The organism is Pantoea sp. X-Soil-ISGK-275 (assembly GCF_059730795.1).
Window position 1 is genome coordinate 787258 of sequence record NZ_AP035977.1, and the last position, 26304, is coordinate 813561.

Consider the following 26304-nt stretch of genomic DNA (forward strand, 5'->3'; position numbering starts at 1 on the left):
GGTCAAAACCAAACTGACCTTTTTAGCCAGGCCATCTGGTGAGAAATATTCGCATAGCTCACCATCACGCCTTTTGGTTTACCGGTGCTACCCGATGTATAGATCATATAGGCTAGCCGCTCCCGGTGGTGGCACGGGTGGCGAGGAACAGTGGCTGCGGCACTGGCCTGAAGGTCATCCAGCGTGATGATAGTAATCTCTTCTGTCACCATCGTAGCGAGTTGCGCCTTAAGATGCGGCTGGGTAAGTACCATCTTGATGCCCGAATCCTCGATCATATAGCGCAGACGATCGGCAGGATAATCCGGTGCCAGCGGCAGGTAGGCGCGCTCAGCCGCGAGAATGCTCCATGCGCCGCAAATCATCTCAACCGAAGGTTCACAATAAAGTCCGATGTACTGCAATTCGGTATCAATCAACGCGTTGAGTTTCTTTCCATTGCTCCAAATCTGCTGAAAAAAATGACGATAACTCAATGAGTTTTGCGCATCCTTGACCGCAATTTGCTCAGGGAAATGGCGCGCATGGGTTTCAAGCATGGCGAATAAACTTACTGAGTGACTGCTATGACTACGTTCTGAAAAGGATTCTGAAACAGCAGGCGATATTGGGGCTTTGACCGTCATGATAATGTAATATTCCCAGCAGTTATAGTTCACACAAAAGATACTTTTGCAGTTAGCAAAGTCAAGTATCTTTTTGGAAAGATATTTCTTAAAGAGGAATTATGCCGGGAAAAAGGTCAATGAAGGGATTAACCGGCCTGGAGTCAGGCCGGTATCGGAACTACTTTTCGTTAGCTAATAACCAGCTACGTAACAGCGATGCCAATTGTTCTCGCTGCTCTTGACTTAACGGATTCAGAATCTCATCTTCATTGACGACATGTTCTGATATAGCTTTATCTATCAATGACTTTCCTTTTTTTGTCAGGCTCAAGTTACAGCTCCGGCGATCTTCTTCGCTGTAAATCCTTTCAATTAAATCACGCTGAACCAACTGCTCAACCCTTGTACTCATCGCCCCAGAGGACAACATCAATGTTTGGTAGAGTTCTGTAGGTGTCGTCAGCGAATTGAACCGCCTGAGCGCCGCCAGAATATCAAACTCGATAGCGCTCAGATCGTTGTTTTTAAATGTTTTATCGAGCTTTTTATCAACAATTCTGCTCATGCGGCTGATGCGGCCAAGCACGCCCATGGGTGAACAGTCCAAATCGGGGCGTTGTTGCAGCCACTGGACGAGTAATCTGTCTACATGGTCATACTGCATGGTGTTCCTCATAAAAGAAAAAGAGACTTGAAAATGAATTATAGTTGTGTTTATCTTTTTAATGAGTATCTTTTTGAAAAGATACTATCGTGAAAGATATATTCATCTTATCACTCTATTACTGTTTCTCAAGGATCAATAGGACTGACCTATGTCAACACTGCCCAACGTTCACGTGTTACCCGATTCTGCCTGGCTATCCCATTTACATCTCAGGATGCGTAATCGTTCGGCCAACCTGAACACCTTCACACACCATGCAAATCAGGTGATACGTTTGCTGCTGCAAAGCGCCGCACAGCACTTGCCCTACTCTGATGAGACAGTGACCACGCCAATAGGTGATCCTTTTACGGGTAAGGCACTTGTCCGTGATGTCTGTGGGGTATCCGTGATTAGAGCGGGTGAAAGTATGGAGAGTGAGTTCCGCGCCATGTTTCCGCATCAACCTATCGGTAAGATCCTTATTCAGCGCGATAAAGAGTCGAAACTTCCGCACTATCTTTATTCACATTTACCTGCAGGTATTGCTGGCATGAGCGTCATGCTTTTCGAGCCGATGCTGGCTACCGGCGGTTCGCTGCTGAAAGCGATTGATATTCTCAAAGAGAGTGGCGTTGCCATTGAGAATATGATCGTAGTCAACGTGCTTGCTTCCCCTGCGGGTATTCAGCGCCTGGTAGAAACCTGGCCCGATTTGACCATCATCACATCATCGATTGAAAAAGGGATGACGGATTCTGCCTTTATGCGGCCTGGTATTGGTGATTTTGGCGATCGCTACTTTGGCACTTATCCGGGCGTGCATCATGAATAAGTTTGCCACGCTAATAAACATTATGATCACTGCGCTGGCGCCGGTCATTTGGGGCAGTACCTATATTGTGACTACGCAGACCTTACCGGCCAATATGCCCTTACTGGCCTCGGTCATCAGGGCGTTATTAGCTGGCATTATTTTATTGCTGTTTTGCCGCGTGCGACCTTACGGCGTTTGGTGGCTAAAAATGGCGGCGTTAGGATTTCTTAATATTGGCCTATTTTTTTACTGCCTGTTTGCCGCCGCTTATTTTTTGCCTGGTGGTCTGGCATCACTGGTGATGTCCTGCCAGCCAATCATTGTTATGGTTATTGGCGCATTGGTGTTCCGGCATAAGCTCAGCATTATGCATGTGTTTTCCGCGCTGGTTGGTGTGGCTGGCATTGGGCTACTGGTGTTAAACAGCGCCGTTCAGCTTAATACGCAGGGAATTATGGTGGGATTGGTTGGCACCACCAGCATGGCGATGGGCATTTTGCTCACCAAGCATTGGGGACGACCTGCCAATATGTCTTTACTGGCATTTACCGGCTGGCAATTGACGCTAGGCGGTTTAATGTTATTGCCTGCGGCGCTTTGGCTGGAAACGTTTCCTTCTCGACTTACGCTAACCAATATTATTGGCTACGGCTGGTTAAGTCTGGCGGGCGGCGTGTTTGGCTACTTTGTCTGGTTCCGTGGCATTGAAAAACTACCGCCGGTTACCACTTCTTTCCTGGGTTTTATGAGCTCTTTATCTGCTTGTGTGCTGGGCTATTTGATCCTCGGCCAAACCTTCACCCATTTACAGCTGGTGGGATGTGTAGCGATTGTTACGGCTATTTATCTGGCTCGTCCGCGTCATGATAAATCCCAATCACCTGTCGCTTTACCACAAAGAAAGCTGGGCCATTAATTTTCAATTAGCTTTTTGTATTGAGAGACAATCAATGAATACGCCTCAAACTATTATTATGTTTGACCTCGACGGAACACTTTTTGATACCGCTCAGGCCATCCCTTTAACATTTAATGCAGCTTTTCGCGCATTGGATTTAAAAGAATTACCGCAAGCGTTAATCAGACAGACGATAGGCTTACCATTGGAACAAGCCTTTGCCCAACTAATGCAACTGCCCGTGAACAATTATCTGGTTGAATTAGCTGTTGAAGAGTATCAGCGTCAATTTAAACTCATCATTATTCCCGCTGCCCAATCTTTACTCTTCCCCGGTGTGATTAACGGACTGGAGACACTTAAGCGCCTGGGAATGCGCTTATCGGTGACAACCAATAAATTTTCTCACAGTGCCAATACCTTACTATCTGCGGCGCACATTGCCTCACTGTTTGATATTGTTGTCTGTGCGGATGAAGTGCAGCAAAAAAAACCGCATCCAGAATCCGGGGAAAAAATCCTCGATTTTTTCAACGCCAGCAATGCACAAGCCATTATGGTGGGTGATACCACACATGACATTCTCATGGCGAACCATTTGGGATGTAAATCAATTGCAGTGACCTATGGTATTCACGATGAAAAAACCTTGCTTACTGCTTCGCCAAATTCATTAGCACATGACTTTACTCAAGTGGTGCAACTTTGCCAACAATACCATCAACAGCAAAATGCTCTCGTCAGTCTTGTGTGACTACCAATAGACAACACCGAGGTTATTATGCAGACATTGATCTCAAATTTTCTTTCAGCCTATTTTCTGGTGGGATATATCGTCACGGCCTATGTGGTTATCCTTTTTTTTATTACTGGGAAACATATTTTTTATGGTGTAAAAGGACGCCTTTCCGCGAAATATAAATTTGGCTATGTGATAGCGATGATATTAATCATGCCTGCCCTCTATCTCTTCCTGTTACGAGAAATTGGCATGCTGCATCGCAAATCACTTTCTGATCGATCTCACAGTCTCAGCAAATAGCAAAGATGATGGCCGCGCAGGCCACCATAAGAGACCGAATCCCAGCGCAGTGCACGCTAAAGTCGCAGTGCTGCGCTGTTTTGCACCAGAATAATGCAACTAAAAAAGAAATGGCCCCCCAATCTCTGGCTGCTATGCAAATTCGACGTCACAGCAACTTCTATGATCAGCCACACAATTTACAACCTGTTTACATGACAGCGGTAAAAATCCGTGCAAAGTAGTGTCCAGTGGCAAATGAGATTTATGCCCTGGCACATCAATTGCATAAGCTAACCGATGTCAGCCGCAGCAATCTGACAACCTGTGCGCGTTATTAAATCCATCAAATTGATTTAATAAAACACCCTCTTTTTGCATCAAGGCGGAAAACACCATGAAAATCCGATTCAACCCAGTCATAAAAGGATGTTTTGCAGCGGTTCTGTTAGCCAGCGTGGGCAACGCAGCGGCAGCAACCACGTTGAATGCGCTGTTTATGACGCAGGCGGCGTATAGCGAAAATGATATCCGCGCCATGACGCAGGAGTTTCAGAAAGCGCACCCGGACGTGCAGGTTAATCTTGAGTTTGTATCGTACGAAGCGCTGCACGACAAAATTGTTGCGGCGCGTGGCGCGGGCGGCAACGGCTACGATGTGGTGCTGTTCGATGCCATCTGGCCGGCAGAATTCACCAAGTTCGATCTGTTGCAGGACGTCAGCAGCCGCATCAGCGCCGACGAAAAGGGGCAGATTTTCCCGGGCGCAATGAACACCGTTGAGTTCAAAGGCAAAACCCTCGGCATGCCGTGGATCCTCGACACCAAATATCTCTATTACAACAAAGCGATGCTGGAGAAAGCCGGTATCACCACCCCGCCGCAAACCTGGCAGCAGGTGATGGATGACGCGCGCATCATCAAGCAGAAGAACATCGTGAAATATCCACTGGTATGGAGTTGGTCGCAGGCCGAAGCGCTGGTGTGCGATTACACCACGCTGGTGTCGGGTTTCGGCGGCAAATTCTATAACAATGACAAACTCGATTTCTCCTCACCGGCCTCTCTGCAAGCGGTGAAGCTGATGAAAAGCTCATTGGATGAAGGCTTGAGCAATCCGGCTTCACGCGAATATTTGGAAGAAGATGTGCGTAAAGCCTTCTCCAACGGCGATGCGGCATTCGCGCTCAACTGGACCTACATGTACAACATGGCCAACGATCCGAAGCAAAGTAAGGTCGCCGGTCAGGTGGGCATTGTTCCTGCGCCAGGCGATGCGCAGGGCAAATTCGGTGCCGTAAACGGTTCGATGGGCCTTGGCATTACCAAAGGCAGCACGCACGCGGATCAGGCATGGCAATACATCAGCTACATGACCTCGCAGCCGGTGCAGAACAAATACGCCACGCTGAGTCTGCCGATCTGGAAAAGCTCGTACCAGGATCCGGCGGTGCTGAAAAACCAAGAAAGCCTGATCGCGGCGGCGGATAAGTCGCTCAACGTGATGCTGTCGCGTCCGGAAACCGCCGACTATTCGCGTCTCTCCAACACGCTGCAGCAGCAGTTGCAGCAGGTGCTGGTTGGCAGCGCAACGCCAGATGCCGCGCTGCAAGCGGTAGATAAGAGTGCGGCGCGTCTGCGCTAAGGGGCAACAATGCTGAGTTTGCGTCAACGCGAACAACGGCAGGCATGGGTGCTGCTGGCACCCATGTTGTTGGTGATGCTGTTGCTCACCGCATGGCCGCTGTTACGCACTATCTGGCTGAGTTTCACCGATGCCGCCCTGATTGGCAGCGGTGAAGCGCCGGGCTGGATTGGCTTTGAAAACTACCTGTTTGCGATCACCGATGCGGATTTCCGCAGCTCACTGTGGCGCACGCTCTATTTCACCGTGGTTTCGGTGGCGATTGAGGGTGTGATTGGCGTGTTGGTGGCGCTATTGCTAAACCAGAAATTCGCCGGTCGCAACCTGCTGCGCGTGCTGGTGATTCTGCCATGGGCGCTGCCAACCATCGTTAACGCCATGATGTGGCGTCTCAATTTCAACCCGGATTACGGCAGCATCAACGCCCTGCTCACGCAGTTAGGCATCATTGATGGCTATCGCAGCTGGCTGGGTTCGCCGGATTCGGCGCTCAACGCGGTGATGTTTGCCGATATCTGGAAAAACTATCCGCTGGTGACCTTGCTGGTGCTGGCGGCACTGCAATCGATTCCCGACGATCTGTTTGAAGCCGCACGGCTGGATGGCGCGTCGGCGTGGCGGCGTTTTCGTGCCATCACTTTCCCGGCGATTGTTGGCCCACTCAGCGTGGCGCTGGTTCTGCGCACCATCGACGCCTTCAAAATCTTCGACATCATCTACGTGATGACACGCGGCGGGCCGGTCGATAGCACCAAAACCCTGAGTTTCTACGTTTATCAGGAGTCGTTTAGCTACTTGCGGGCCGGCAGCGGCGCGGCTTACGCCATGTTGATGACCTTGCTGTGCGCGGTGCTGATCACGCTATACATGTTGTTACTGTGGCGGCAGCGCCGCAAAGGAAGCGCTCATGAAGGTTAAAATGCGCCATGTTGGCAAATACGCCGCCGCGCTGCTGGTGGCGTTCTCGGTGCTAGCGCCGATGGGCTGGCTGTTTTTGATGAGCGTCAGCGCCGCCAGCGATCTCACCCGCGTGCCGCTCGAATGGCTGCCGCGCCAGTGGGATTTCACCCGCTACGGCAAGCTGTTGTCGCTGGAGCCAGGCCAGCCGGGCGTGCTGTTCCTGCATGCGCTCGGCAACAGTTTGTTAGTCGCCACAGGCGCGACAATCATCTGCTTGCTGCTGGCGATTCCGGCGGCGTTCAGCTTCTCGCGCTATCGCGGTCGCGACGGCTGGCTATTCGCCTCACTCGCTATCTATATGGTGCCGCCGGTGGCGTTCGTGCTGCCGCTCTACTTCCTGTTGCAGCAGTTCGATCTGCTCAACACGCGGCCCGGATTGATCATCGTCTACTGCTCGCTGATTTTGCCGTTCCTTACCTGGATGCTGAAAAACCAGTTCGATACGCTGCCGCAGGATATTGAACAGGCGGCGCGCCTTGATGGGCTGCGTGTCTGGCAAGTGCTGCTGCGCATTACGCTGCCGCTGGCGAAGCCGGTGTTGGGGGCCGCCGCGCTGTTTGGCTGGCTGCTGGCGTGGGACGAGTTTTTCTATGCGCTGCTGTTTACCAGCAACATCGCCGCACAAACCTTGCCGGTCACCATTGCCGGATTCACCGCCGGGCGCGCCACCGATGATGGCTTGATCGCTGCCGTCGGCATTCTGGCGTCGGTGCCACCGCTGTTTATTGCCATCTGGCTGCAAAAGACGCTGGTCAGCGGCCTTGCCAGTGGCGGGAGTAAAGGATGATGGAACATAAACTCACCGCCACGCTGTATGTGGTGGGCAATATTAATGTCGATTTGATCATGGGCACGTTAGATAACTGGCCGCAGCGCGGTACCGAAGTGATGCTGAATCACAGCGAACTGCGTCCGGGCGGATCGGCAGGCAACTGCGCGCTGGCGCTGGAAGCGATGCAGGTGCGCCATCGCGCGGTGGCTAATCAGGGCAACGATGGCCTGAGTGCCTGGCTGGCGAGTCATTTTCCGCACAGCGCCGCGCACTGGACGCGCTACAGCTGCGAAACCTCACTTACGGTTGGCGTGACGCATTCGGATCACGAGCGATCCTTCCTGAGTAATCTCGGCCACATCGTGCAACTCACCGCGCAGGATGTGCTGGATCAGCTGCCTGCTCAAGCGGCTAACGGCGATATCGTGCTGCTGTGCGGCACCTTTTTGTGTCTGCATCTGTATGACGAATATCCGGCGCTGCTTTCAGAGTTACAGCAGCGCGGCTTTATCACCGCCGTCGATACCGGCTGGCCGCCGCAGGGCTGGACGGACGAGGTGCGCCAGCAAGTCACGCAATGGCTGCCGCTGTGCGACTGGCTGCTGCTCAATGAAGTGGAAACGCTGGGATTGGCGGCGAAAGACGAGTTGCCTGCCAGCGCGCACATGCTGGCGCAACAGCTGAGCGGACGCGGCGGCTGCGTGGTGAAATGCGGCCCCAAGGGCGCGCGTTGCTGGCAGGCCGAGCATGCAGTGAGTCAGCCAGCGCGTCCGGTCACGGTGGTGGATACCATCGGCGCGGGCGACAGTTTTAACGCTGGATTCCTCACCGCCCTGCTGCATCAGCAAGATCTCACCACAGCTTTGCAATGGGGTATTTCGGTGGCGTCACTGGCTATCAGCACCTTGCCGCGTCGTTATCCTGACTGGCATCAACTGCAACTTTCCCAGGAGTTTTAAATTATGGCCAGTGTTGAACTCGTAAAAGTGGCCAAACGCTACGCAAAACAGTCGGTGCTGCATCCGCTCGATCTCACCATTCCTGACGGCAGTTTTACCGTGCTGGTGGGCCCATCCGGCTGCGGGAAGTCGACGTTGCTGCGTTTGCTGGCCGGGCTGGAGAGCCTGTCGGATGGCGCGATCCTGATGGATAAAGTACAGATCAACGATCGCGATCCCGCCGACCGCGATATCGCCATGGTCTTTCAGAGCTATGCGCTCTATCCGCACTTAACGGTGGCGGAGAATCTGGCGTTTCACATGCAGGTGAAAAAGGTGAAGCGCGAGGAGCAGCAAACTAAAATTGCGCGCATCGCCGGGATTCTCGGCATCGATAAGCTGCTGCAACGCTATCCGCGCGCGTTGTCGGGCGGACAGCGTCAACGTGTGGCGATGGGCCGCGCGATGGTGCGAAATCCCAAAGTGTTTCTGTTCGATGAGCCGCTGTCGAACCTTGATGCGCAGTTGCGCATGGAGTTGCGTGCCGAGATCAAATCGCTGCATCAGCGTTTCAAAACCACCATGGTTTATGTGACGCACGATCAGGTTGAGGCGATGACGTTGGCCGATCAAATTGTGGTGATGAAAGATGGCCGCATCGTGCAGCAAGGCGCGCCGCTGGCGATTTACGATCGTCCGGCGGATACCTTTGTCGCGCGTTTTATCGGCTCACCGCCAATGAATCTGTTACCGGCACACTTGATCGCCCGCGATGGCGTACCCGGCGTGCAGTGTCAGGATCTGTGGCAGCCGCTGCCCGCGCGCTGGCAAGCGGCAGCGCGCGAGCGTGCAGGCGCAGCCGTGACGCTCGGCGTACGCCCGCACGATCTGCTGGAGACCAACAGCAATGCCACAGCGTTGGTGAAAGTGGTGGAGATCACCGGCGAATCAACTTTGCTGCATCTCGAATGGCACGGTCAGCCGCTGCATATGCAGATTTCTGGCCGTCACGCGGCGGTGAGCGGCGACAGCATTATGCTTGGCTTCAACGCTGAGAAGATTCATCTGTTTGATGCTGAAACGGGATTAAGATTGGTTGAGTCGCTTTAAGTTGGTGCTTAGGCCAGAAAAGGCCCGCCCGATCGCAAAGAAACCCTGCATCCATGCAGATCGGCCTCGCCATCCATGGCTCGGACCCTTTGCTCTTCGGGCTGGCCTTTCCTGACCTCATCGCTGCGATCGCACGTATTTGCACATTCCGTAGGGTCGCCATTTATGGCGACCTCTCTTACAAATAAAAAAAACCACCCAACATTGGGTGGCGAAATAAAATTCATCATATGCATAACAACGATATTTGCGAACACTCATTCCTTAAGCATTTCACGACTACTATTTTACCCTGCTGGCTATTTTATTTTGTCTTTACCGTTTAAAGATAATGTAAAACTCATCTCATCATTTAACGCTTTAAATACAGCTACCAGGTTTTACCGATATTAAACTGGAACTGCTCCGACTTATCGCCCTCATATTTCTTTATCGGCAAGGCATAAGAAAACACCAGCGGACCCAACGGTGATTGCCATTGCAAAGCCACGCCACTCGACACGCGAATCTGGCTGGGATCGCCATAATCAGGAATCCCCGCCGCTTTGGTGGCCGCGGTGTTCTGCCAGCTGGTATCCCACACGGTGCCGGCATCGACGAAGAATGAGGTGCGCAACGAATCGGCATAGCGCTCGCTGATAAACGGCGTTGGCACAATCAGCTCTGCGCTCACCACCGCCATCGCATTACCGCCCACCGCATCATCTGATTTCTCTACCGGGCAAGTCCCGTAACTGCTTTCGCTACCGCTGCAGCGGTAATAGGCGGCTTTTGGCCCGATGGTGTTGGAGGAGAATCCGCGTACTGAGCTAGAGCCGCCCGCATAAAAGTTATCGTAGAACGGCACTTCTTTGCCGCCTAAGCCGTCGGCGTAACCGGCTTTACTGCGACCCATTAACACCCAGCGATGATCGCTGCTCAGCGGCAAATAGCCGTTGGCGGTCAGCGTGCTTTTGTAATAGCTGTTACTGGAACCTGGAATCGTCACTTTGGTATTGAAACCGGCGCTCACGCCCGAGGTGGGGAAAAAGCCGCGATCCAGTGAGTTGTAGCTCCAGCCAATATTCCAGAAGAAATCGTTGGCGGTAAATTTGTCGGCAACGGTGGCATCGTCATCGTCGTCATCACTGGTGATGACTTTTGGATGAATGCCTTGCGAGCCCAGATAGCGCCACATTGCCACCTGCGGCGCCATATTGCTGACGCGGTTGTAGACGTAATCCAGCCCGCTGTTCACGCTGCTGTTTTCCCCGATCGGAAGGCTCAAGGTGCTGCCCGCGCCGAAGCTTTTCAGCGTGTATTCAGAAAGATCGTTATCTTCGGCACTGTAATCGTTATAGAACAGCTTGCCGCCCAGACTGACGCCATCCACGGTGAAATAGGGATCGGTGGCGGCGATTTCGACATAGGTTTGATAGCTGTTTTTGGTGCCGCTAAAACTTACGGTATTGCCGGTGCCCATCCAGTTATCCTGGCTGACGCCAAGCTGATAGCTGATGCCGCTGTCGGTGCCGTAGCCCAATCCGACATTAAAGGTGCCGGTATTGCGCTCCTTCACTTTATACACCACGTCCACCTGATCCGGGCTGCCCGGCACGCGCTGTGTATCCACATCTACGCTTTCAAAATAGCCGGTACGATTAAGCCTTGCCTTACCCTGCTCCACCTGATTACTCGCCAGCCATGCGCCTTCCATCTGGCGCATTTCACGACGCAGCACCGCATCTTTCGAAGTGTCGTTGCCTGAAAAACGCACCTGCCGCACCGAGAAGCGTCGCCCAGCATCGACATTCACGTGTAACTGTACGGTTTTATCGCTATCGTTAATTTCCGATTGGGTATTCACCTGCGGGAACGCATAGCCGTAACGACCGAGCAGGCTTTTAATCGCCTCTTCGTTTTCAGTGATTTTTGCCCCGCTGTATAAGGTGCCCGCTGGCAACTGCACCAGTTTTTCAATCTCGGCGGAATAGCCAGCCATATTTCCCGTCAGTGTTACGCCGCTAACATGGTAAACATCGCCTTCATGAATATTTATCGTAACGTAAATATGTTTTTTATCCGGCGTTAAACTGACTTGTGTGGAATCAAGATTGAATCGCGCGTAACCACGATCAAGATAATAACTGCGCAGCGTCTCTAAATCGCCCGAGAGTTTCTGCTTCTGATATTTCTGGTCGGCGATGATATTCCACCACGGCACATCGTCGCGCAGCTGGAAATGCGAAATCAGTTCATCCGATGAAAAAGCCTGGTTGCCTACAATATTGATCTGCTGAATTTTTGCTGACACGCCTTCAGTGAAAATGAACTTCAGATCGACGCGATTGCGCGGCAACGGCGTGACGACTGCCTTGACGCTGGCAGTGTATTTTCCGGCGCTGTAGTAGAAATCTTCCAGCCCTTTTTCCATTTCCGATAGCGTGGTGCGATCCAGCGCTTCTCCCACGCGCACGCCCGAGGCATCGAGATTCTGCTTGAGCTGATCCTCTTTAATCGCTTTGTTGCCGGAGAACGAGATGCTGGCAATCGCCGGGCGCTCTTTGACTTTAATCAGCAGCGCATCGCCATCTCGCAGCACCTGCACATCGTCAAAATTGCCGGTGGCGAACAGCGCACGGATGGTGTTGCGAATATCATCATCATTGACGCGATCGCCAATACGCAGCGGCATATGCAGCAGCGCCGCGCCGGGTGCAACGCGCTGGAGCCCAGCAAAGTGAATATCCTTTAGGGTGAAATCATCTGCACCAAAGGCGGTGGTGGTTACCATAAAAAGTAACCCGGTTAACATCTTCTTCATCTGTTGTGAGCCTGCCGTTTTTCCTGTGCCTGATTCAAGCGCCCTGCTTCCGCACCACATAAAAAACGGGCTGAACACGCGGTTCAGCCCGTTAACTGCGGCGATATGTTCCGGAAAAAAGACCGCTGAGCCAAAGGTAAATTCAGCGCGACTCACGGATTTTCGGTTGTTTTACAATAAGGTGGAACGCTCCTGCTGAAATCTGCTCACAAGAATTACCCTTCCGCCGTTACCGGCTGAAACGTACGGCGATTGAGGCTGGTGAAAATCACCAGTAATGCCATCATCACCAACTCAACGCCAAGCGTACCGGTGATCGCCGCCAGATGATTACCGTGCGTGTAGATCTGTGTGAATACGCCGCCCAGCAGCATCGGGCCTAATCCCAGCGCCGATTGCTGCACCGTTGAAAGCACCGCGCTGCCCGCGCCCGCCTGATGATGCGGCACGCCGCTCATGCCAATGCGGTAGAAGGTGCTGACAATAAACGACTGACCAAAACCAATCAGTACCGTCGCGGGGATCAGCGTAAAGATGCCGACCTGCGGCCAGGCGAGTTGCAGCGTGGCGATCAGCGCCAGCAAACCCACCATCTGAATGCCGCAGCCCATCAGCAAGGCACCGCGCTTACCTAAACGCTCGACGATGCGCGTCGATTGCATCGCCCCGATAAAATAGGCCACGCCCAGCGCGATAAACGCATTGCCGGACTGGAACGCCGTCAGCCCCAAACCGGCTTGCAGCGTTAGCGCGACCGAGAACATAAAGCCGCTCCAGCAGGAGAAGAACAGCACCGCCAGCGTCAGGCCAAATCGCACGCTTGGCAGACGCAGCAGTGAAGGCGGCAGCAGCGGCGCGCCGTTGGCCGCTTCCAGACGCAGCGAACTCTGGCGCAGACGATGCAGAAACAGCGGAAACAGCACCAGCAGCAAGATGCACGGCCACGACCAATGCAGCAGCGGACCGAGCGCCAGTGCCAGCATCAGGCAGCCAATCGCGCCTGCCAGCAGCAAGGTGCCGCTGACATCCACCGGCACGCGTTGGGTGTTCTGCGTTTCCGGCACATAGCGGCGCGCGGTGATCAGCACAAACAGGCAAATCGGCAGGTTGATCAGGAATACGCTGCGCCAGCCGTAGCCGCCGATATCCGCTTTGATAAGAAAACCGCCCAGTACCTGACCGATGATAAACGCCAGCCCGCCAATGCCGCCGTACAAACCGATGGCGCGTGCATGCGCTCTGCCCTTCAACGTAATGTGCAGCGTGGCGAGAATTTGCGGCACGATAAAGGCCGCGCCCACGCCTTGCAGCGCGCGGGCAAACATCAACAGGCCAACGCTGTTGGCGATGCCGCATAATAAAGATGCAATACCGAAGATCCCTACTCCAGCGAGGAATACGCGGCGGCGGCCATAATTGTCACCGAGCCGCCCGCCCATCGCCAGGCAGATGGCAAAGGCGATGCCGTAGACCGCGACGATCAGCGCCAGCTCGATCGCCGTGGCCTGCAGCGTGTGGGCCATCGCGTCTAACGCTACGTTAACGATAGAAAAATCAATCATGGGCAGCAGTTGCCCGGCAAGCAGGACCATCAATCCTGTGCGTTGAAGTTGCGATGTCTGCATCGGTTTTACCTTGTTTTTGCTGTCAGTACGGCATAGCATCACCTAACCGTTAAACGGGTACCAGTTCTTGTTTATCATGGTATAAATACTACCCGTCTTGTCGAAGGATCTGCTTATGAGCTTGGCATCCGCGCCTGTAACCACCGAACAAAACAACCGCAAATTACTTGGCACTTTTCTGCGCACGCGCCGCGAAAACCTCGATCCTAATCGGCTCGGTTTGCCGCGCATGCGCCATCGCCGCACGCCAGGTTTACGCCGTGAAGAAGTCGCGCAGTTAGCGGATGTTGGCGTCACCTGGTATACGTGGCTGGAACAGGGGCGTGATATCAAAGCCTCGCCGAAAACCCTGACGGCGATTGCCAGCGCGTTGCAGTGCAACGATGTGGAAACGCAGCACCTGTTTTCGCTTGCCGGACATGCGTTGCCTTCGGTGCGCGTAGTGGCAGCCTGCTGCAAAATTGCCGCGCACAATCAGCAGATGCTTGACGCTATCCAGTTACCGGCGATTATCGAGACGCCGCGCTTTGATATCCTCGGTTACAACGCTGCGTGGTGTGCCCTGATGGGCGTGGATTTAGCCGAGATCGCACTGGAAGATCGCAACTGCATCTGGCTGGCCTTCAATCATCCCGCATGGCGCAAAGCCATCAGTGACTGGGATGAAGTGATGCCGCAGATGGTAGCGATGTTTCGCGGGCAGATGGGCGAGCACCTTGGCGATCCGCACTGGGAAAGCTTTCTTGCCCGCCTGATGAACAGTTCAGATGAGTTTGCGCACACCTGGCAGCGCTATGAATTGGGCCAGGTGGAGAATCGCGTGAAACGCTTTTACCGCGACGAAGTGGGTGAACTGACGCTGCGGCAAAATAACTGGTGGTCAGCGTCCCGTAACGGCGATCGCCTGCTGGTGTATGTGCCGGACGATGAAACCAGCGCCGCAGCACTGCAACAGCTGATCAATCCTTAATGCGTTATGCCTTGCTGGTCAGCGCCGGAAGCGGCGTCTGCGGGCGGGCACTAGTCAACAGAATCTGACCCAACAAGCTGTCTTTGTTCACCACGCCATATTTCAGATTGGTGTCGAGATATTTGCGATCAAATCCCGTCAGTTTGGTCAGCGGCGGCAACACTGCTGGCAGACGATCTACCATTAGCATGCGGCTCAGCTTCACCGGACGCCACTCCACCAGACTTTGATACAGCAACGCGCTGGCCTCACATTTACGCAGGTAGAAATTGTACTGATTGTTCTCACGCAACGCTTGCTGCTGCGCGATATACACCACCAGATAATCCGGTGGCGTGATGCCTTGAACAATGGTTTCGTAATCAGGCAGCGCGAGCAAACGACGGAAAAATTCGTCGGCGCCCACTTCGACAATCGGGCGGAAAAAGTGCAGCCAGCGCGCAATAAAGGCGTTATTTTTCGGCGCGGCCAGGAACCAGGACTCAATCACCGGATAGGCTTTGTCCAGCGTCGAACTGTCGCGATAAAAGGCGATCAGGTCATAACGATCGTCCACATTCACCGCCAGCAATTCGTCCATTGTGCGGTTGAGAATGATGGTGGCATCCATCCAGATTCCGCCATAGCGATGCAGCAACTCCAGCCGGATGACGTCACTTTTATGCGAAGGACGCATATCCTGATGTACGAAGTGCAGATCGGGCAGATAGTGCTGGATGTTCAGGTTATTGATGACCGTTACCAGATAACCGGGATTTTCACGCACGATCTTGTCGACAAAAATCTGCACTTCTTGCGGCAGCGTTTCGCTTTCCCAATACATCCAAATCTGACGCGGAATGGCCGCAGGTGCGGTCTGGCGTGCAACCAAATTAATATCCTGCTCTGCGGCGGGATTGTAATCGGGCAGCGTTTGGCGTTTGGTCAGCTTTTTTTCCGCCAGTAAACCTAATGAGACCAGATGGGTTTTAAATTTATTCTTTTTCATCGTTTCTCCAGCAGCATAGCCGCCAGTTAACTACTTATTGCTGTTAAAAAGGCACACATCAACCTGCACGTAATGCTGCAGAAAGCCGATAAAAGCCCGGAAAATTGGCTCAAAACTATCAAACAGCCCTCATCGCGACAATTTAATAAACCGTGAAAACCTCACTTTAAGAGAATACGCAGGGATTGCGTGAAACTGAGCTGGCTTTGTGAAACGTTACGCAAAGCTGAACATCTTACGTGAACGGTCAAAAATAACACTGGATATATAAACAGTGTTACGTATACTTATTCAACAGTTACAAGGCTGAGTAAGTCTGCAAGAGGTGATAATGATGATGATCTCAACGGAAAGTCTGTCTGCTTTGAATGCATCGATGATGATGAGCAGCCGCGAAATTGCCCGTGTCACGGGCATTACACACGGTGAAGTGAAGCGCCTGGTGAAAAGCCTGGAAACCGCACAGCGGCTTTCCCACCCTTTGACGGTGAGTCTGTATGAGCATCAGGGTGAAGTGCGTCAGGAGTTTCATCTCAACAAACGCGATTCATTACTTGCCGTTGCCCGGCTTTCGCCTGGCTTCACTGCGGAATTACTCGATCTTTGGCAGCAGCGCGAACAATTTACTCATCTGCCTGATTTCACCAATCCGGCGGAAGCGGCCCGCGCCTGGGCGGAGCAGTTTGAGCAGCGCCGGGCGGCTGAGCAGCAACTTGCATTGTCTGCACCCAAAGCTGAATTTTTTGATCGCTTTGTTGAGATCGAAGATTCACTCGGCTTTCGTCAGCTGTGCAAGATGTTGAAGGTGAAGGAAACCGAGTTTCGTGAGTTCCTGTTAGAACGCAATATCATGTATCGCGAAAAAGGCACGATGGCACCGCAGCAACACCATATGCAAGCGGGTTATTTCACCTTGCGCTCTGGGCGTGGCGAGAATCAGCATGCTTTCTCACAAGCGCGTTTCACCGCCAAAGGTGTGAAATGGGTGGCCAGTTTATGGGTGGGACATCTGTCGGCTCAGCCGAAAAGTGTGGCTGCGTGAGGTAAGATTCGGGCCGCCATGAATGGCGCCCCGACGAATTACAGCGTCATCAGCATCTCATGCCACGCCATACCGCCGTGGTCTGACTCGGACGGTTTGACGTACTGATAGCCCCATTTTTTTATACAGCTCAACATGCTGGGTTTTACACATCAGATGAATGGTTCGCTTATCCATTTTCTTCATCAGGTCGATAAACGGGCGCATCAATATCGACGCATAACCTTTACCCTGATAAGCGGGGTCAAGCACCACCGACATAATGACGGCGTTCGGTGCTGCGGGATCGTGGCCGATTAACTCTTTGAACGCTTCATCCGACATCACCACATCCCACGCGCAACCGGCGTTGATAAAACCAATCACCTTGCCGTCGGTTTCGAGACATAAAAATCCCTGCGAATACTGCGCGATGCGGGTGGCAATCTTTTCTCGCGTGGCGGCTTCATCACCTTCGTAAGCCTCAATCTCAATCGCGTAACAACGATCCACATCGGCCAGCCTGGCTTCTCTAAATACTAACGTCGACACAACTAACCTCTTCAAGTCACTTCTGAACGGCGGTCATTCTAACAGGCCGAATGTCCCGGTGCGTATAAATGCGCACCCTACGAAAAACGCACCGACCCTTATGATATCGACTCCAGCCTTTTCCCAAACTCGAAATTAAATCTATTACATTTTTATAATTTCCAGCGCCTTTTTTACGACATTTTTACGGGTTGGTCGGCTAAATTAATTTCATCGACAGCCCTGAAGGATTCGGAGAGGTAGCGCGAGATGAAAAGTATCGAATTTACTAACAGCGGTTCAATTAATAGCATATCTACGATTTCTAACCCGGTGGAACAACAACGCATTGAAATATTATCACTCCGCAAAGGGTGTAAAGGTGCGTTCTCGATAAATACGCATAAATTTACTGAATACTCACGTCTAGTTTTTGGCATTGCGTCATCACGACAGCGATAAGTGGAAGATTGCCTTAACGAGGCGCGGCAGTCAATTTTCTGGCGTTTACCGTAATGAACGGCATTCTACAATTTTTACTGCGCCAACCTCTTTCAAACTTCCTGCCAGATATTAATTACGGGCAGGTCAAGCAATGGGTAAAAACTATGTCAGGCTTAATATTGGTATCACACAATCAAAACAACCACTCAACGCTTTCAAGTATTTATGAAAGTATATTGACGCGTCGTGGTGGCATGTGGGTGAAATGGAGTGGCGAGTTTGAGTCTTTTACCACTGAACCTCATCGGGAGTTAAATTTTACTAGTGGTAAACAATTCGACACGCTGACATTCCGCTTAACTAAATCAGAATATGAAGAAGGTTATCATCAATATATCCATCAGGGATTATGGCCGGTATTTCATCAGCGTCCCGATATGGCGCGCTTTTCTACCAGTAGCCAAATCGGTTATATGAAAATGAATGAAACCTATACGCGCGCCATTAGTGAATATGCCATGCCTGATGATGATATTTGGTTGCAGGATTATCACCTGATCCCTGGCATTAAAATGCTGCGCGATGTCGGCCTGATAAATCGCATTGGTTTCTTTTTCCATCAACCTTTCCCGGCGGGACAATCCTTTGAATCGGTGCCCAACTGGCGCTATCTGGCTGATTCCTTATTGTGCGCCGATCTGATTGGCTTCCAGACCACCCAAGACATGAACAATTTCACCGCCTGGGTTGAATCCCGATTCCGTTGCGAACGCCAAACGCCTTACACGCTGCGCATTCATGGCCGCCAGATTCGCGTCGGCGTATTCCCGGTGGGCATTGATACCGCCGAAACCAGCGCGCTGGCGGAAAGTAACAGCTGCCAGTTTATGGAACAGCAATGTCGCGACACCTTACCGGAGAATCTTATCCTCAGCGGCGGGCATTTTGACGACAGCACCGGCACGCCCTACCGCATCAGCGCGATAGAAGTTTTGCTGCGTCAACACGAGGAGTATCACCACAAGTTTTCGTTGGTGCAGCTGGCTTCAACGGCGTCAGGTTACAGCCATCGCATCAAAGCATTGTCGCGTGATCTAGAAACCCGCTGCGGCGAAATGAACGGCGTGCATGGCGAGCTGAACTGGTATCCGGTGAGTTATTTGAGCAATCACTATTCGCGTGAAGAGCTGTGCGGATTTTATCGTGCGGCACGCGTGGCGCTGGTCACACCGCTAATAGCCGGGATGAGTTTGATGGCGAAAACCTATGTCGCCGTGCAGGATCATGCCAATCCCGGCGTGCTGATTCTGTCGCAGTTTGCTGGCGCTGCTGAACAGATGCAGGGCGCGCTATTGGTGAATCCTTACGATCCCGATGCTATCGCCGATGCCATTCACACCGCGCTCATCATGCCGCTTTCGGTGCGTCGCGAACGTCATGCCAGCCTGCTAAAAAACCTGCATCTGCATGATTGCCACAAATGGGCTGAAAGCTTCATTAACGCGCTGCAGCCGCGAGAACAGGATTTCGATTTAACACTTAAGTCGGGTGCGCTGATTTCCAATGGTTTTAGCGGGCGACTGCGTTATTAATCCTAAATGGATGAGGCCGCCTGCGGGCGGCCAACATGCATGAAGATTAACGCGCACATTTTCGCGAACCGATGACGCAGAGAATGACGCCAAGCGTGACAGCTATCATCAGCGGACTGACGCTCTCGTGCAGCAACGAAGCCGACAGACCCAGTCCAAAAAATGGCTGGAGCAACTGCAGTTGCCCGACAGCGGCAATTCCACCGATAGCGAGCCCTTTGTACCAGAAAATAAAACCAATCAGCATGCTGAAAAGCGAGACATAACCCAGCGCAAGCCAGGCTGAAGTGCTGACGTGGCTTAGGGATTCAGGTACGGTAAAATATGACGCGATCAACATGAAAGGCAGTGAAATAATCAGCGCCCAACTAATAACTTGCCAGCCTCCCAGCTCACGCGAAAGTTTTGCCCCTTCGGCATAGCCCAGGCCACAGACGATCACTGACGCGAGCATCAGCAGATCGCCTTTAAGTGATACGGCAGCGAGATGAGAAAGCGCAAAGCCCACAACCAGCAAACTGCCGCAGAGGGAAAAGAGCCAGAAAGCGCGTCGCGGACGTTCACCACCACGAATGACGCCAAAGACGGCGGTTGCTAGCGGAAGCAACCCGAGGAAAACGATCGAATGTGACGAAGTTACGTGCTGCAATGCCATGGCGGTCAGCAACGGAAAACTAATCACCACGCCCATAGCGACGATGAAGAGCGAGAATAGTTGGCTTGGATCAGGTCTTTTGACCTTAAACAAGCAGATCAACATGAGCGCCAGCACACCCGCTATCGATGCGCGAAGAAAAGTCAGGAAAAACGGGTCGATGTCCTGAACGGCAATGCGCGTTGCCGGCAGCGATCCACTGAAAATAATCACGCCCGCCAGGCCGTTCAGCCAGCCTGACATCGCCTCAGGACGCATCATTTGTATCACCACGTTAAACCTCTTTAAGTAGCAGAGTGAAGGCACTATTTCCTTCATGAATTGACGCTACGGAGGATAAACGCCATGATCCAGAACAATCAAAATATTGTCATGGATACATTCGGTGAAAGCACGTTATAAGGATGTGGTTGACGAATATGCAGCGGCTATACGCAGCGGAGAATTGTCGGCAGGCACACGCCTGCCAACCCATCGCGCGCTGGCGGCGGAAAGACGGATCTCACTAGCAACCGCTACACGTGTCTACGCTGAACTTGAGGCAATCGGGCTGGTCAGCGGTGAAACCGGACGCGGGACTTTTGTCCGGGAAATTTCTTTGCCTCTGGGTCTCGGTGTCGATCAGCGTGTGGTCGCAACCGATGTGGTGGACCTCAATTTCAATTATCCCGCATTGCCCGGGCAGGCCGATCGCCTGCGCGATGCCCTGCGCAATCTCTCCAATGTAGGGGATATTGAATCGCTGCTGCGTTATCAGCCGCATGCCGGGAAAGAGAGCGACCGGCATACCATTGCATCATGGCTTAGCTCAACTGGGATCACGCCTTCGGCTGATGACGTTCTGATTGTCAATGGCGCACAGCACGGCCTTACCATCGCGGTGATGGGATTGCTGAAACCCGGCGATGTTGTGGCGGTAGACGCGTTGATTTATCCCGGCTTTAAGGCGCTGGCTGCGCTTTGTCATCTTGAACTTGCCGCCATACCTGCTGGACCCGACGGTCCTGATTTCAATGCATTAAAACAGATTTGTCAGCGCAGGCGCGTGCGTGCGATTTATACCATGCCTACATTGCATAACCCGCTTGGCTGGGTACTGAGTGCTGCGCAACGCAGAGAGCTCGCCCTGATTGCCCGAACGTTTGATCTTCTGGTGATTGAGGATGCCGCCTATGCTTATCTGGTGCCTCGTCCGCCGCCGCCGATGGCTTTTTATGCCCCTGAAAGAACCCTTTATGTGACCGGTTTTGCGAAAAATATCGCCACCGGATTGCGCGTCGGCGCCGTCGTCTGCCCCGCTGGCATGCGTGCAGCGCTTGAGCGGGCTATTCGTGCTACTACGTGGAATACCCCTTCTCTGATGGTCTCGTTAGTGTGTGGCTGGATTAAGGATGGGACGATCAAACGCCTGGAAACACTGAAAAGACGGGATGCCCGTGAGCGCCAGTCGATCGCCCGCCAGATTCTTGCGCCCGAAGATTTTATCAGCCATCCCAACTCTTATTTTCTCTGGCTACCGTTGCCGTGCGAAGTCAGGGCTGAACGCGTGGTACAGCGTTTAATGCAGCAGCAAATCTCGGTAGCTTCAGCTGAGCCCTTCAGCACCTCAATCAATGTGCCGCATGCCATTCGTCTTGCATTGGGATCGGTTAGCAAGGATAAACTGCGGCTTGCCGCGGCGGCAGTGAAAGAGACCATCGATTATGAAAGAGACCTGTAAAAACCGTGTCTCATTGCGTTATTGCGCCGCCGGGAAATTACGCTTTATCGGCGCAAACTCTTCCACGCTTTTACCCATCAACCGTTGCGGGCGGAAATCGCTAAGCAGGTCACTTGCTACATCGCTAACGAGCTCTTCAGCCACCAGCTTGCCTATCAATGGCGAAAGCGTAATGCCGCTGTGCGTCACAGCCACATAGACGCGCTGGTGCGCTGTGACATAACCGATTGCCGGTAAACCATCGGCAGGTCGGGCACGTTGGCCTATGACGATTTTTTCAGTTTGCAGCTCGCCCGCATCCGCAAACAGCGCGTGATAACGCGTGCGGAACTGCGCGGCGATATCGCTGGTGATCGATGGGGGCGCAGATGAATCGGCCAGATGATCCAGCTCTAACGCTTGTAGCAGCAAACGTCCGCCGCCGTCCGGGCGTACGTTGAGTTGCGGAGAGATGAGATTGGCACTGAGCGATAGCGGCTGCGGCGCGGTGTGCACCAGAAAACTGCAGGCCACCGCGTTCGGTTTGCTGGTATCCAGCAACGCCAGATTGAGTCCGAGTGAATTCAGCAGCTGATTGGCCCAGCGTCCGGTGGCTAACACGATACGATCGCCCTGCCACTGCTCGCCGTTTTCCAGATCCAGCGTAACGCGATCGGCACTTTCGCTGATGCTGTTGATGCGTTGATGCTGATACAGCAGCGCGCCGTGCGCTTTCGCTTCGGACCACAAGCGCGCCAGATAGAGCGCAGGATGCAGCACCGATTCTGTCGGGAAGTGCCATACGCTGCCGCTAATGGCCTGCGCCCGTAGCTCCGGGATATCGCGCAGTACATCTGCAGGCGACGCTTCACGCGCCGCGTAACCCGCCGATTGTAGCGACGTCGCACGCTGCAGCAAACGTTGCTGCGCATCACCCTCGGCGGCCCATTCCCAGGTTCCGCCGGTTTCCAGCCAGCGCAACCCGTTCGGCTGCGCGTGCTGCAGTTTGAGATGCTCTTCCATCGAGAGCACATTAAGCAGGTGATAACTTTGCGGCTGTTTACCGTTGGAGTTCACCCAGGCAAACGTGGTGCTGCTGGTGCCTGCACCAAGGTGTTGTTGTTCGAAAACGGTGACTTCAACGCCCTGCAACGCTAAGGCGCGCGCCACCGCTAATCCGATAACGCCGCCGCCAATAATGGCAATTTTCTGTGCTGTCATAATGGGCTCCTGAATTAAGTGCCGCTATTATAACAGCCTGGCTGAGTGAAAATTGCTATGACTAAACAGGGATAATTTATCTGGATATAAGAATTTCATCTTAATCCGGACACTTAAATTATACCGATGTCAGAATCTTCCCATCGGCGAAATAGGCCAGCAAATTCTCCAGCACATTATTGGTCATTTGCGCACGCGTTTCATGAGTTGCACTGGCAATATGCGGCGTTAACAGCACATTATCCAGTTCACGTAGCGCGGGATGAATTTTCGGTTCATCCGGATAAACATCCAGCGCGGCACCTTTAATGGTTCCCTGCTGCAATGCCGCGATCAGATCGGGTTCATGGATTACCGTGCCACGCGCGATGTTGATCACTACACCGTCTTTGCCGAGCGCCGCCAGCACCTTAGCGTTGACCAGCTGGAAATTCTCTTTGCTGCCCGGCAGGGCCAGCACCAGAAAATCACTGAAAGCAGCCAGTTGCTCGATAGTGTCGTAGCGCTTATAGCTGACATCTTTAGCCGAACGCGCGGTATACGCCACCTCCATGCCAAACGCTTCAGCACGGCGCGCAATCGCTAAGCCAATCGCGCCCAACCCGGCGATACCGATTCTTTTTCCGCTGGCGCGACTGGAGAGCTCAACGCCGTTATTTTCCCATGCACCGGATTTTGCAAACTGATGGTAAGCCACCAAATTACGCGAGAACGCCAGCGTTAACGTTAGCGCTAAATCAGCGACATCATCGGTCAGAATATCGCGGGTGATGCTGACCTGAATATCGTGTGCGGCAGCATATTGAAGGTCGATACGATCGGTGCCGACGCCGAATACGGCAATCGCTTTACACTCGGGTAATTGTTCCAGCAGTGCAGTTTCAACCCCGACATCGCCACGCGTAACAATGGCTTTTATCGCTTTATCATGCTGCTGAATAAATTGCGTCGCGTCTTGCTGCTCATATAAGCGATGACAGTGGAAATGTCGCGTGAGCTTTTCATCTAACTGAGGCATGACCGGCTGAATAATCAGCACGGCAGGTTTGGTATTCGTCATTTTATTGTCCATTAGCGGTATTTATTTCCACCAGCCTAACGGAGTTATTTATGTTACGGCGTTGCTGTTACTTATTTCGCTAATAAGATCACGCTGAAATAAATGCCATGCAGCAGCATAGCGATTCAATCGTTGCAAAATGAGAAAACGAAACTTGTCTAATGCGTTTACTGTCATCGGTAAACCTTGCCGTAATAGCGAATCCAGATAAGCCGTGACGCCCATTGATGGGCGTCTGAAACTGGCGCGTTGCGCATTCACTGCTTTCAAAACCAGCGCCTGATTTAAGTCGAACAAATCCATGATGAATTCATCAGGGTGAAGGGCTTCAATTTCAAATTCAGCCATCAGCTTTCCTGGGAAATCCTTCAGGTTAATGGTGACAATGACTTCAGCCTTGCAGCGTATAGCAGCGGCAACAACATGGCGGTCATCAGGATCTGGCAAGGTTATGCCTGCAATAAGCGATTCAAATCCTGACACCATTGCGTCAGGAAGCGCTTTATTCATCAATCCCTGAGTTCGCAGCAACTGGTCGTCAGTGAACTCTGGCCTGTTGCTGCTTAAATTACGCTGCCATTCATCCTGAATGGTAGCTGTCCATTTTGGCTGGTATAACCCCGTCAGACCGAGACGAAGCAGTACATCGCGCAGTATCGATGGATACAACACACACGCATCCAGTACAACGGCATAAGGTGAATGGTTCATCAGTAGAAATTGAGATCCTGTCCCTGGTCTGCCAATTCCTGCATTGCCTCATTGCTCTCTTGCGCACGTTTCTCTTTGAATTGCATAAGATCAGCAAAAAGCACGCGGCGATGGCGACCTGTTTTATGGTAGGGAAGCTGACCTTGCTCTAAAAGTTTCACCAGATGTGGGCGTGAAACGTTTAAAATATTCGCCGCTTCCTGCGTAGTTAATTCTGCGTGTACAGGAACAACCTGAACCGCATTTCCCACCGCCAACTCACCTAAAACAGCCATCAGTAGTGTCAGAGCTGACGTTGGCAGTTCAATCTGATGCGTTTCGTTATCTGCATCCTGAATGGTAATTTTTTGTGTTTCCTGCTTGGTGGATAGATACGTTGCGAGCTCCCTCTGTCCGCGCAAAGCGGCCTCAATCTCCTTCGGAGCCGGAAGGCTCAAGCTATCCAGAATTGAGTTTTTCATGCGTTTTCCAATTAATTGTTTGTGGTTGCTAATTGCAGTAACAGAATGATAATCGCAATAAACGAAACAATCAATATTCGAAATAAACGAAAATCGGCTTAACCACGCGGCCCCCGCTGGCGAACTCACCTTAGGCAGTCTACGGTTAATCAAAAAGCATAAGAAATTCACCAACCATGGATAGCCATTATGACCACCCATGTCGACACCACAGCGCATCAGACAAGCGAACTCCTTCAGCTGCAGCACATTTTACAGGCGCATCTCGAACATTTACTGCCTGTGGGACAGCAAAGCGATCGCGTGCGTGCCGCGATGCGTGCCGGAACGCTAGCGGAGGGTAAGCGCATCCGTCCTTTATTACTGCTGCTGGCAGCGCGCGATATGGGTTGCGAGCTGACGCAAAATGGCGTTCTCGATCTCGCCTGTGCAGTGGAAATGGTGCATGCGGCATCGCTGATTCTGGATGACATTCCCTCGATGGATAACGCGCAGATGCGTCGTGGTCGCCCTACCGTACACCGCGAGTTTGGTGAAAACGTGGCGATTCTCGCCGCCATCGCACTGCTGAGCCGTGCATTTGAAGTGATTGCTATTGCACCCGGTTTGCCTGCCATGCAAAAGTCTGAAGCGATTGCCGAACTCTCTGCGGCCGTCGGCCTGCAGGGCTTGGTACAAGGTCAGTTCCAGGATCTGCACGACGGTGCGCAAAGCCGCAGTCCAGAAGCGATCGCCCTGACCAACGAACTGAAAACCAGCGTGCTGTTTCGCGCCACGCTGCAAATGGCAGCGATTGCCGCTGACGCTTCACCGCAGGTGCGGCAACGTCTTAGCTTCTTTGCTCAGGATCTGGGGCAGGCGTTTCAGCTACTCGACGACCTCGCCGACGGCTGCAAACACACCGGCAAAGATGTGCATCAGGATCAGGGTAAATCCACGCTGGTACAGATGCTCGGGGCTGACGGCGCGGAACGTCGCCTGCGCGATCACCTGCGCAGCGCCGATGCACACCTTGCCTGCGCATGCCATCGCGGCATCGCCACTCGCCAATATATGCACGCGCTGTTTAATCAACAGCTAGCGATGTTCAACTGAGCGCGGCTCCGCC

At 52.7% G+C, this 26304-nt stretch carries 23 protein-coding genes and 2 pseudogenes; 14 read left to right on the forward strand and 11 right to left on the reverse strand.

Annotation, left to right across the window (positions count from 1 at the left end; genetic code table 11):
• Nucleotides 1–2 precede the first annotated feature (2 nt).
• On the reverse strand, nucleotides 3–626 hold the full coding sequence (locus tag AC6I8A_RS23105; RefSeq protein ID WP_497819302.1) for an AMP-binding protein: 624 nt from the start codon (nucleotides 624–626) through the stop codon (nucleotides 3–5).
• Nucleotides 627–786: 160 nt separating this feature from the next.
• Nucleotides 787–1272 (reverse strand): MarR family winged helix-turn-helix transcriptional regulator, encoded by a 486-nt coding sequence (locus AC6I8A_RS23110; RefSeq protein ID WP_497819303.1) that lies wholly within the window; start codon nucleotides 1270–1272, stop codon nucleotides 787–789.
• Between the two features lie 151 nt (nucleotides 1273–1423).
• Here AC6I8A_RS23110 and upp point away from each other — a divergent pair, with 151 nt between their 5' ends.
• From upp to AC6I8A_RS23155, 9 genes are all read left to right on the forward strand, one after another.
• Nucleotides 1424–2089, forward strand: coding sequence for a uracil phosphoribosyltransferase (upp, locus tag AC6I8A_RS23115; RefSeq protein ID WP_293792517.1), 666 nt, complete (start codon nucleotides 1424–1426; stop codon nucleotides 2087–2089).
• Nucleotides 2082–2987 carry an EamA family transporter gene (locus AC6I8A_RS23120; protein WP_497819304.1) on the forward strand — a complete coding sequence of 302 codons (906 nt, stop codon included), beginning with the start codon at nucleotides 2082–2084 and terminating at the stop codon, nucleotides 2985–2987. Before upp ends, AC6I8A_RS23120 begins: the two co-directional genes overlap by 8 nt.
• Before the next feature lie 34 nt (nucleotides 2988–3021).
• Nucleotides 3022–3723, forward strand: a complete 702-nt coding sequence (locus AC6I8A_RS23125) for an HAD family hydrolase (protein WP_293792515.1) — start codon at nucleotides 3022–3024, stop codon at nucleotides 3721–3723.
• A 27-nt stretch (nucleotides 3724–3750) separates the two neighbouring features.
• Nucleotides 3751–4011: a hypothetical protein gene (locus AC6I8A_RS23130; RefSeq protein WP_479483791.1), complete on the forward strand. Its 261-nt coding sequence runs from the start codon at nucleotides 3751–3753 to the stop codon at nucleotides 4009–4011.
• Nucleotides 4012–4387: 376 nt separating this feature from the next.
• On the forward strand, nucleotides 4388–5635 hold the full coding sequence (locus AC6I8A_RS23135; RefSeq protein ID WP_497819305.1) for an extracellular solute-binding protein: 1248 nt from the start codon (nucleotides 4388–4390) through the stop codon (nucleotides 5633–5635).
• Between the two features lie 9 nt (nucleotides 5636–5644).
• A complete protein-coding gene (locus AC6I8A_RS23140) occupies nucleotides 5645–6553 on the forward strand; it encodes a carbohydrate ABC transporter permease (protein ID WP_008108071.1) in 909 nt (302 codons plus the stop codon).
• Complete coding sequence (locus tag AC6I8A_RS23145; protein ID WP_008108069.1) at nucleotides 6543–7382, forward strand: carbohydrate ABC transporter permease; 840 nt, start codon at nucleotides 6543–6545, stop codon at nucleotides 7380–7382. Before AC6I8A_RS23140 ends, AC6I8A_RS23145 begins: the two co-directional genes overlap by 11 nt.
• Nucleotides 7382–8326: a carbohydrate kinase family protein gene (locus tag AC6I8A_RS23150; protein WP_265302204.1), complete on the forward strand. Its 945-nt coding sequence runs from the start codon at nucleotides 7382–7384 to the stop codon at nucleotides 8324–8326. The genes AC6I8A_RS23145 and AC6I8A_RS23150 overlap by 1 nt, the downstream gene beginning before the upstream one ends.
• Before the next feature lie 3 nt (nucleotides 8327–8329).
• Nucleotides 8330–9415, forward strand: a complete 1086-nt coding sequence (locus AC6I8A_RS23155) for an ABC transporter ATP-binding protein (RefSeq protein ID WP_497819306.1) — start codon at nucleotides 8330–8332, stop codon at nucleotides 9413–9415.
• Between the two features lie 370 nt (nucleotides 9416–9785).
• Here AC6I8A_RS23155 and bamA read toward each other — a convergent pair whose 3' ends face one another.
• Both bamA and AC6I8A_RS23165 read right to left on the reverse strand, forming a co-directional pair.
• Nucleotides 9786–12218 (reverse strand): outer membrane protein assembly factor BamA, encoded by a 2433-nt coding sequence (bamA, locus tag AC6I8A_RS23160; RefSeq protein ID WP_497819307.1) that lies wholly within the window; start codon nucleotides 12216–12218, stop codon nucleotides 9786–9788.
• Between the two features lie 215 nt (nucleotides 12219–12433).
• Complete coding sequence (locus tag AC6I8A_RS23165) at nucleotides 12434–13843, reverse strand: MFS transporter (RefSeq protein WP_436331801.1); 1410 nt, start codon at nucleotides 13841–13843, stop codon at nucleotides 12434–12436.
• 115 nt (nucleotides 13844–13958) lie between these two features.
• Between AC6I8A_RS23165 and AC6I8A_RS23170 the strand changes: the two genes are divergently transcribed.
• On the forward strand, nucleotides 13959–14813 hold the full coding sequence (locus AC6I8A_RS23170) for a helix-turn-helix transcriptional regulator (RefSeq protein ID WP_256698482.1): 855 nt from the start codon (nucleotides 13959–13961) through the stop codon (nucleotides 14811–14813).
• Nucleotides 14814–14817: 4 nt separating this feature from the next.
• Here the strand turns inward: AC6I8A_RS23170 and AC6I8A_RS23175 are convergent, their stop codons facing one another.
• On the reverse strand, nucleotides 14818–15801 hold the full coding sequence (locus AC6I8A_RS23175; protein ID WP_256698481.1) for a glycosyltransferase family 32 protein: 984 nt from the start codon (nucleotides 15799–15801) through the stop codon (nucleotides 14818–14820).
• 334 nt (nucleotides 15802–16135) lie between these two features.
• Between AC6I8A_RS23175 and AC6I8A_RS23180 the strand changes: the two genes are divergently transcribed.
• Nucleotides 16136–16843: a phage antirepressor KilAC domain-containing protein gene (locus AC6I8A_RS23180; RefSeq protein WP_479490966.1), complete on the forward strand. Its 708-nt coding sequence runs from the start codon at nucleotides 16136–16138 to the stop codon at nucleotides 16841–16843.
• Between the two features lie 38 nt (nucleotides 16844–16881).
• Here the strand turns inward: AC6I8A_RS23180 and AC6I8A_RS23185 are convergent.
• Nucleotides 16882–17374, reverse strand: a pseudogene (locus AC6I8A_RS23185) (GNAT family N-acetyltransferase).
• Between the two features lie 587 nt (nucleotides 17375–17961).
• Here AC6I8A_RS23185 and AC6I8A_RS23190 point away from each other — a divergent pair.
• Nucleotides 17962–19389, forward strand: coding sequence for an alpha,alpha-trehalose-phosphate synthase (UDP-forming) (locus AC6I8A_RS23190; RefSeq protein ID WP_497819308.1), 1428 nt, complete (start codon nucleotides 17962–17964; stop codon nucleotides 19387–19389).
• A gap of 46 nt (nucleotides 19390–19435) precedes the next feature.
• Here the strand turns inward: AC6I8A_RS23190 and AC6I8A_RS23195 are convergent, their stop codons facing one another.
• Nucleotides 19436–20305, reverse strand: a complete 870-nt coding sequence (locus AC6I8A_RS23195; RefSeq protein WP_497819309.1) for a DMT family transporter — start codon at nucleotides 20303–20305, stop codon at nucleotides 19436–19438.
• Nucleotides 20306–20429: 124 nt separating this feature from the next.
• On the opposite strand from AC6I8A_RS23195, the gene AC6I8A_RS23200 reads away from it, so the two are divergent.
• Nucleotides 20430–21764: an aminotransferase-like domain-containing protein gene (locus AC6I8A_RS23200; protein WP_497819310.1), complete on the forward strand. Its 1335-nt coding sequence runs from the start codon at nucleotides 20430–20432 to the stop codon at nucleotides 21762–21764.
• An 18-nt stretch (nucleotides 21765–21782) separates the two neighbouring features.
• Here AC6I8A_RS23200 and AC6I8A_RS23205 read toward each other — a convergent pair whose 3' ends face one another.
• The 4 genes and pseudogenes from AC6I8A_RS23205 to AC6I8A_RS23220 form a co-directional block, all read right to left on the reverse strand.
• A complete protein-coding gene (locus AC6I8A_RS23205) occupies nucleotides 21783–22964 on the reverse strand; it encodes an NAD(P)/FAD-dependent oxidoreductase (protein ID WP_497819311.1) in 1182 nt (393 codons plus the stop codon).
• Nucleotides 22965–23082: 118 nt separating this feature from the next.
• A complete protein-coding gene (locus AC6I8A_RS23210) occupies nucleotides 23083–24024 on the reverse strand; it encodes a 2-hydroxyacid dehydrogenase (protein WP_497819312.1) in 942 nt (313 codons plus the stop codon).
• Nucleotides 24025–24162: 138 nt separating this feature from the next.
• Nucleotides 24163–24735: pseudogene (locus tag AC6I8A_RS23215) on the reverse strand (VapC50 family PIN domain-containing toxin); the annotation flags it as partial.
• Nucleotides 24735–25196, reverse strand: a complete 462-nt coding sequence (locus tag AC6I8A_RS23220; RefSeq protein ID WP_265302200.1) for a helix-turn-helix domain-containing protein — start codon at nucleotides 25194–25196, stop codon at nucleotides 24735–24737. The gene AC6I8A_RS23220 and the pseudogene AC6I8A_RS23215, both read right to left, overlap by 1 nt.
• Before the next feature lie 189 nt (nucleotides 25197–25385).
• On the opposite strand from AC6I8A_RS23220, the gene AC6I8A_RS23225 reads away from it, so the two are divergent.
• Nucleotides 25386–26291 carry a polyprenyl synthetase family protein gene (locus AC6I8A_RS23225; RefSeq protein ID WP_497819313.1) on the forward strand — a complete coding sequence of 302 codons (906 nt, stop codon included), beginning with the start codon at nucleotides 25386–25388 and terminating at the stop codon, nucleotides 26289–26291.
• The last annotated feature ends 13 nt before the right edge of the window (nucleotides 26292–26304 follow it).

Coding starts and splice junctions, on each gene's coding strand:
- AC6I8A_RS23105 (WP_497819302.1), bottom strand. CDS start 626: ATGACGGTCAAAGCCCCAATATCGCCTGCTGTTTCAGAATCCTTTTCA.
- AC6I8A_RS23110 (WP_497819303.1), bottom strand. CDS start 1,272: ATGCAGTATGACCATGTAGACAGATTACTCGTCCAGTGGCTGCAACAA.
- upp (WP_293792517.1), top strand. CDS start 1,424: ATGTCAACACTGCCCAACGTTCACGTGTTACCCGATTCTGCCTGGCTA.
- AC6I8A_RS23120 (WP_497819304.1), top strand. CDS start 2,082: ATGAATAAGTTTGCCACGCTAATAAACATTATGATCACTGCGCTGGCG.
- AC6I8A_RS23125 (WP_293792515.1), top strand. CDS start 3,022: ATGAATACGCCTCAAACTATTATTATGTTTGACCTCGACGGAACACTT.
- AC6I8A_RS23130 (WP_479483791.1), top strand. CDS start 3,751: ATGCAGACATTGATCTCAAATTTTCTTTCAGCCTATTTTCTGGTGGGA.
- AC6I8A_RS23135 (WP_497819305.1), top strand. CDS start 4,388: ATGAAAATCCGATTCAACCCAGTCATAAAAGGATGTTTTGCAGCGGTT.
- AC6I8A_RS23140 (WP_008108071.1), top strand. CDS start 5,645: ATGCTGAGTTTGCGTCAACGCGAACAACGGCAGGCATGGGTGCTGCTG.
- AC6I8A_RS23145 (WP_008108069.1), top strand. CDS start 6,543: ATGAAGGTTAAAATGCGCCATGTTGGCAAATACGCCGCCGCGCTGCTG.
- AC6I8A_RS23150 (WP_265302204.1), top strand. CDS start 7,382: ATGGAACATAAACTCACCGCCACGCTGTATGTGGTGGGCAATATTAAT.
- AC6I8A_RS23155 (WP_497819306.1), top strand. CDS start 8,330: ATGGCCAGTGTTGAACTCGTAAAAGTGGCCAAACGCTACGCAAAACAG.
- bamA (WP_497819307.1), bottom strand. CDS start 12,218: ATGAAGAAGATGTTAACCGGGTTACTTTTTATGGTAACCACCACCGCC.
- AC6I8A_RS23165 (WP_436331801.1), bottom strand. CDS start 13,843: ATGCAGACATCGCAACTTCAACGCACAGGATTGATGGTCCTGCTTGCC.
- AC6I8A_RS23170 (WP_256698482.1), top strand. CDS start 13,959: ATGAGCTTGGCATCCGCGCCTGTAACCACCGAACAAAACAACCGCAAA.
- AC6I8A_RS23175 (WP_256698481.1), bottom strand. CDS start 15,801: ATGAAAAAGAATAAATTTAAAACCCATCTGGTCTCATTAGGTTTACTG.
- AC6I8A_RS23180 (WP_479490966.1), top strand. CDS start 16,136: ATGATGATCTCAACGGAAAGTCTGTCTGCTTTGAATGCATCGATGATG.
- AC6I8A_RS23190 (WP_497819308.1), top strand. CDS start 17,962: ATGTCAGGCTTAATATTGGTATCACACAATCAAAACAACCACTCAACG.
- AC6I8A_RS23195 (WP_497819309.1), bottom strand. CDS start 20,305: ATGATGCGTCCTGAGGCGATGTCAGGCTGGCTGAACGGCCTGGCGGGC.
- AC6I8A_RS23205 (WP_497819311.1), bottom strand. CDS start 22,964: ATGACAGCACAGAAAATTGCCATTATTGGCGGCGGCGTTATCGGATTA.
- AC6I8A_RS23210 (WP_497819312.1), bottom strand. CDS start 24,024: ATGACGAATACCAAACCTGCCGTGCTGATTATTCAGCCGGTCATGCCT.
- AC6I8A_RS23220 (WP_265302200.1), bottom strand. CDS start 25,196: ATGAAAAACTCAATTCTGGATAGCTTGAGCCTTCCGGCTCCGAAGGAG.
- AC6I8A_RS23225 (WP_497819313.1), top strand. CDS start 25,386: ATGACCACCCATGTCGACACCACAGCGCATCAGACAAGCGAACTCCTT.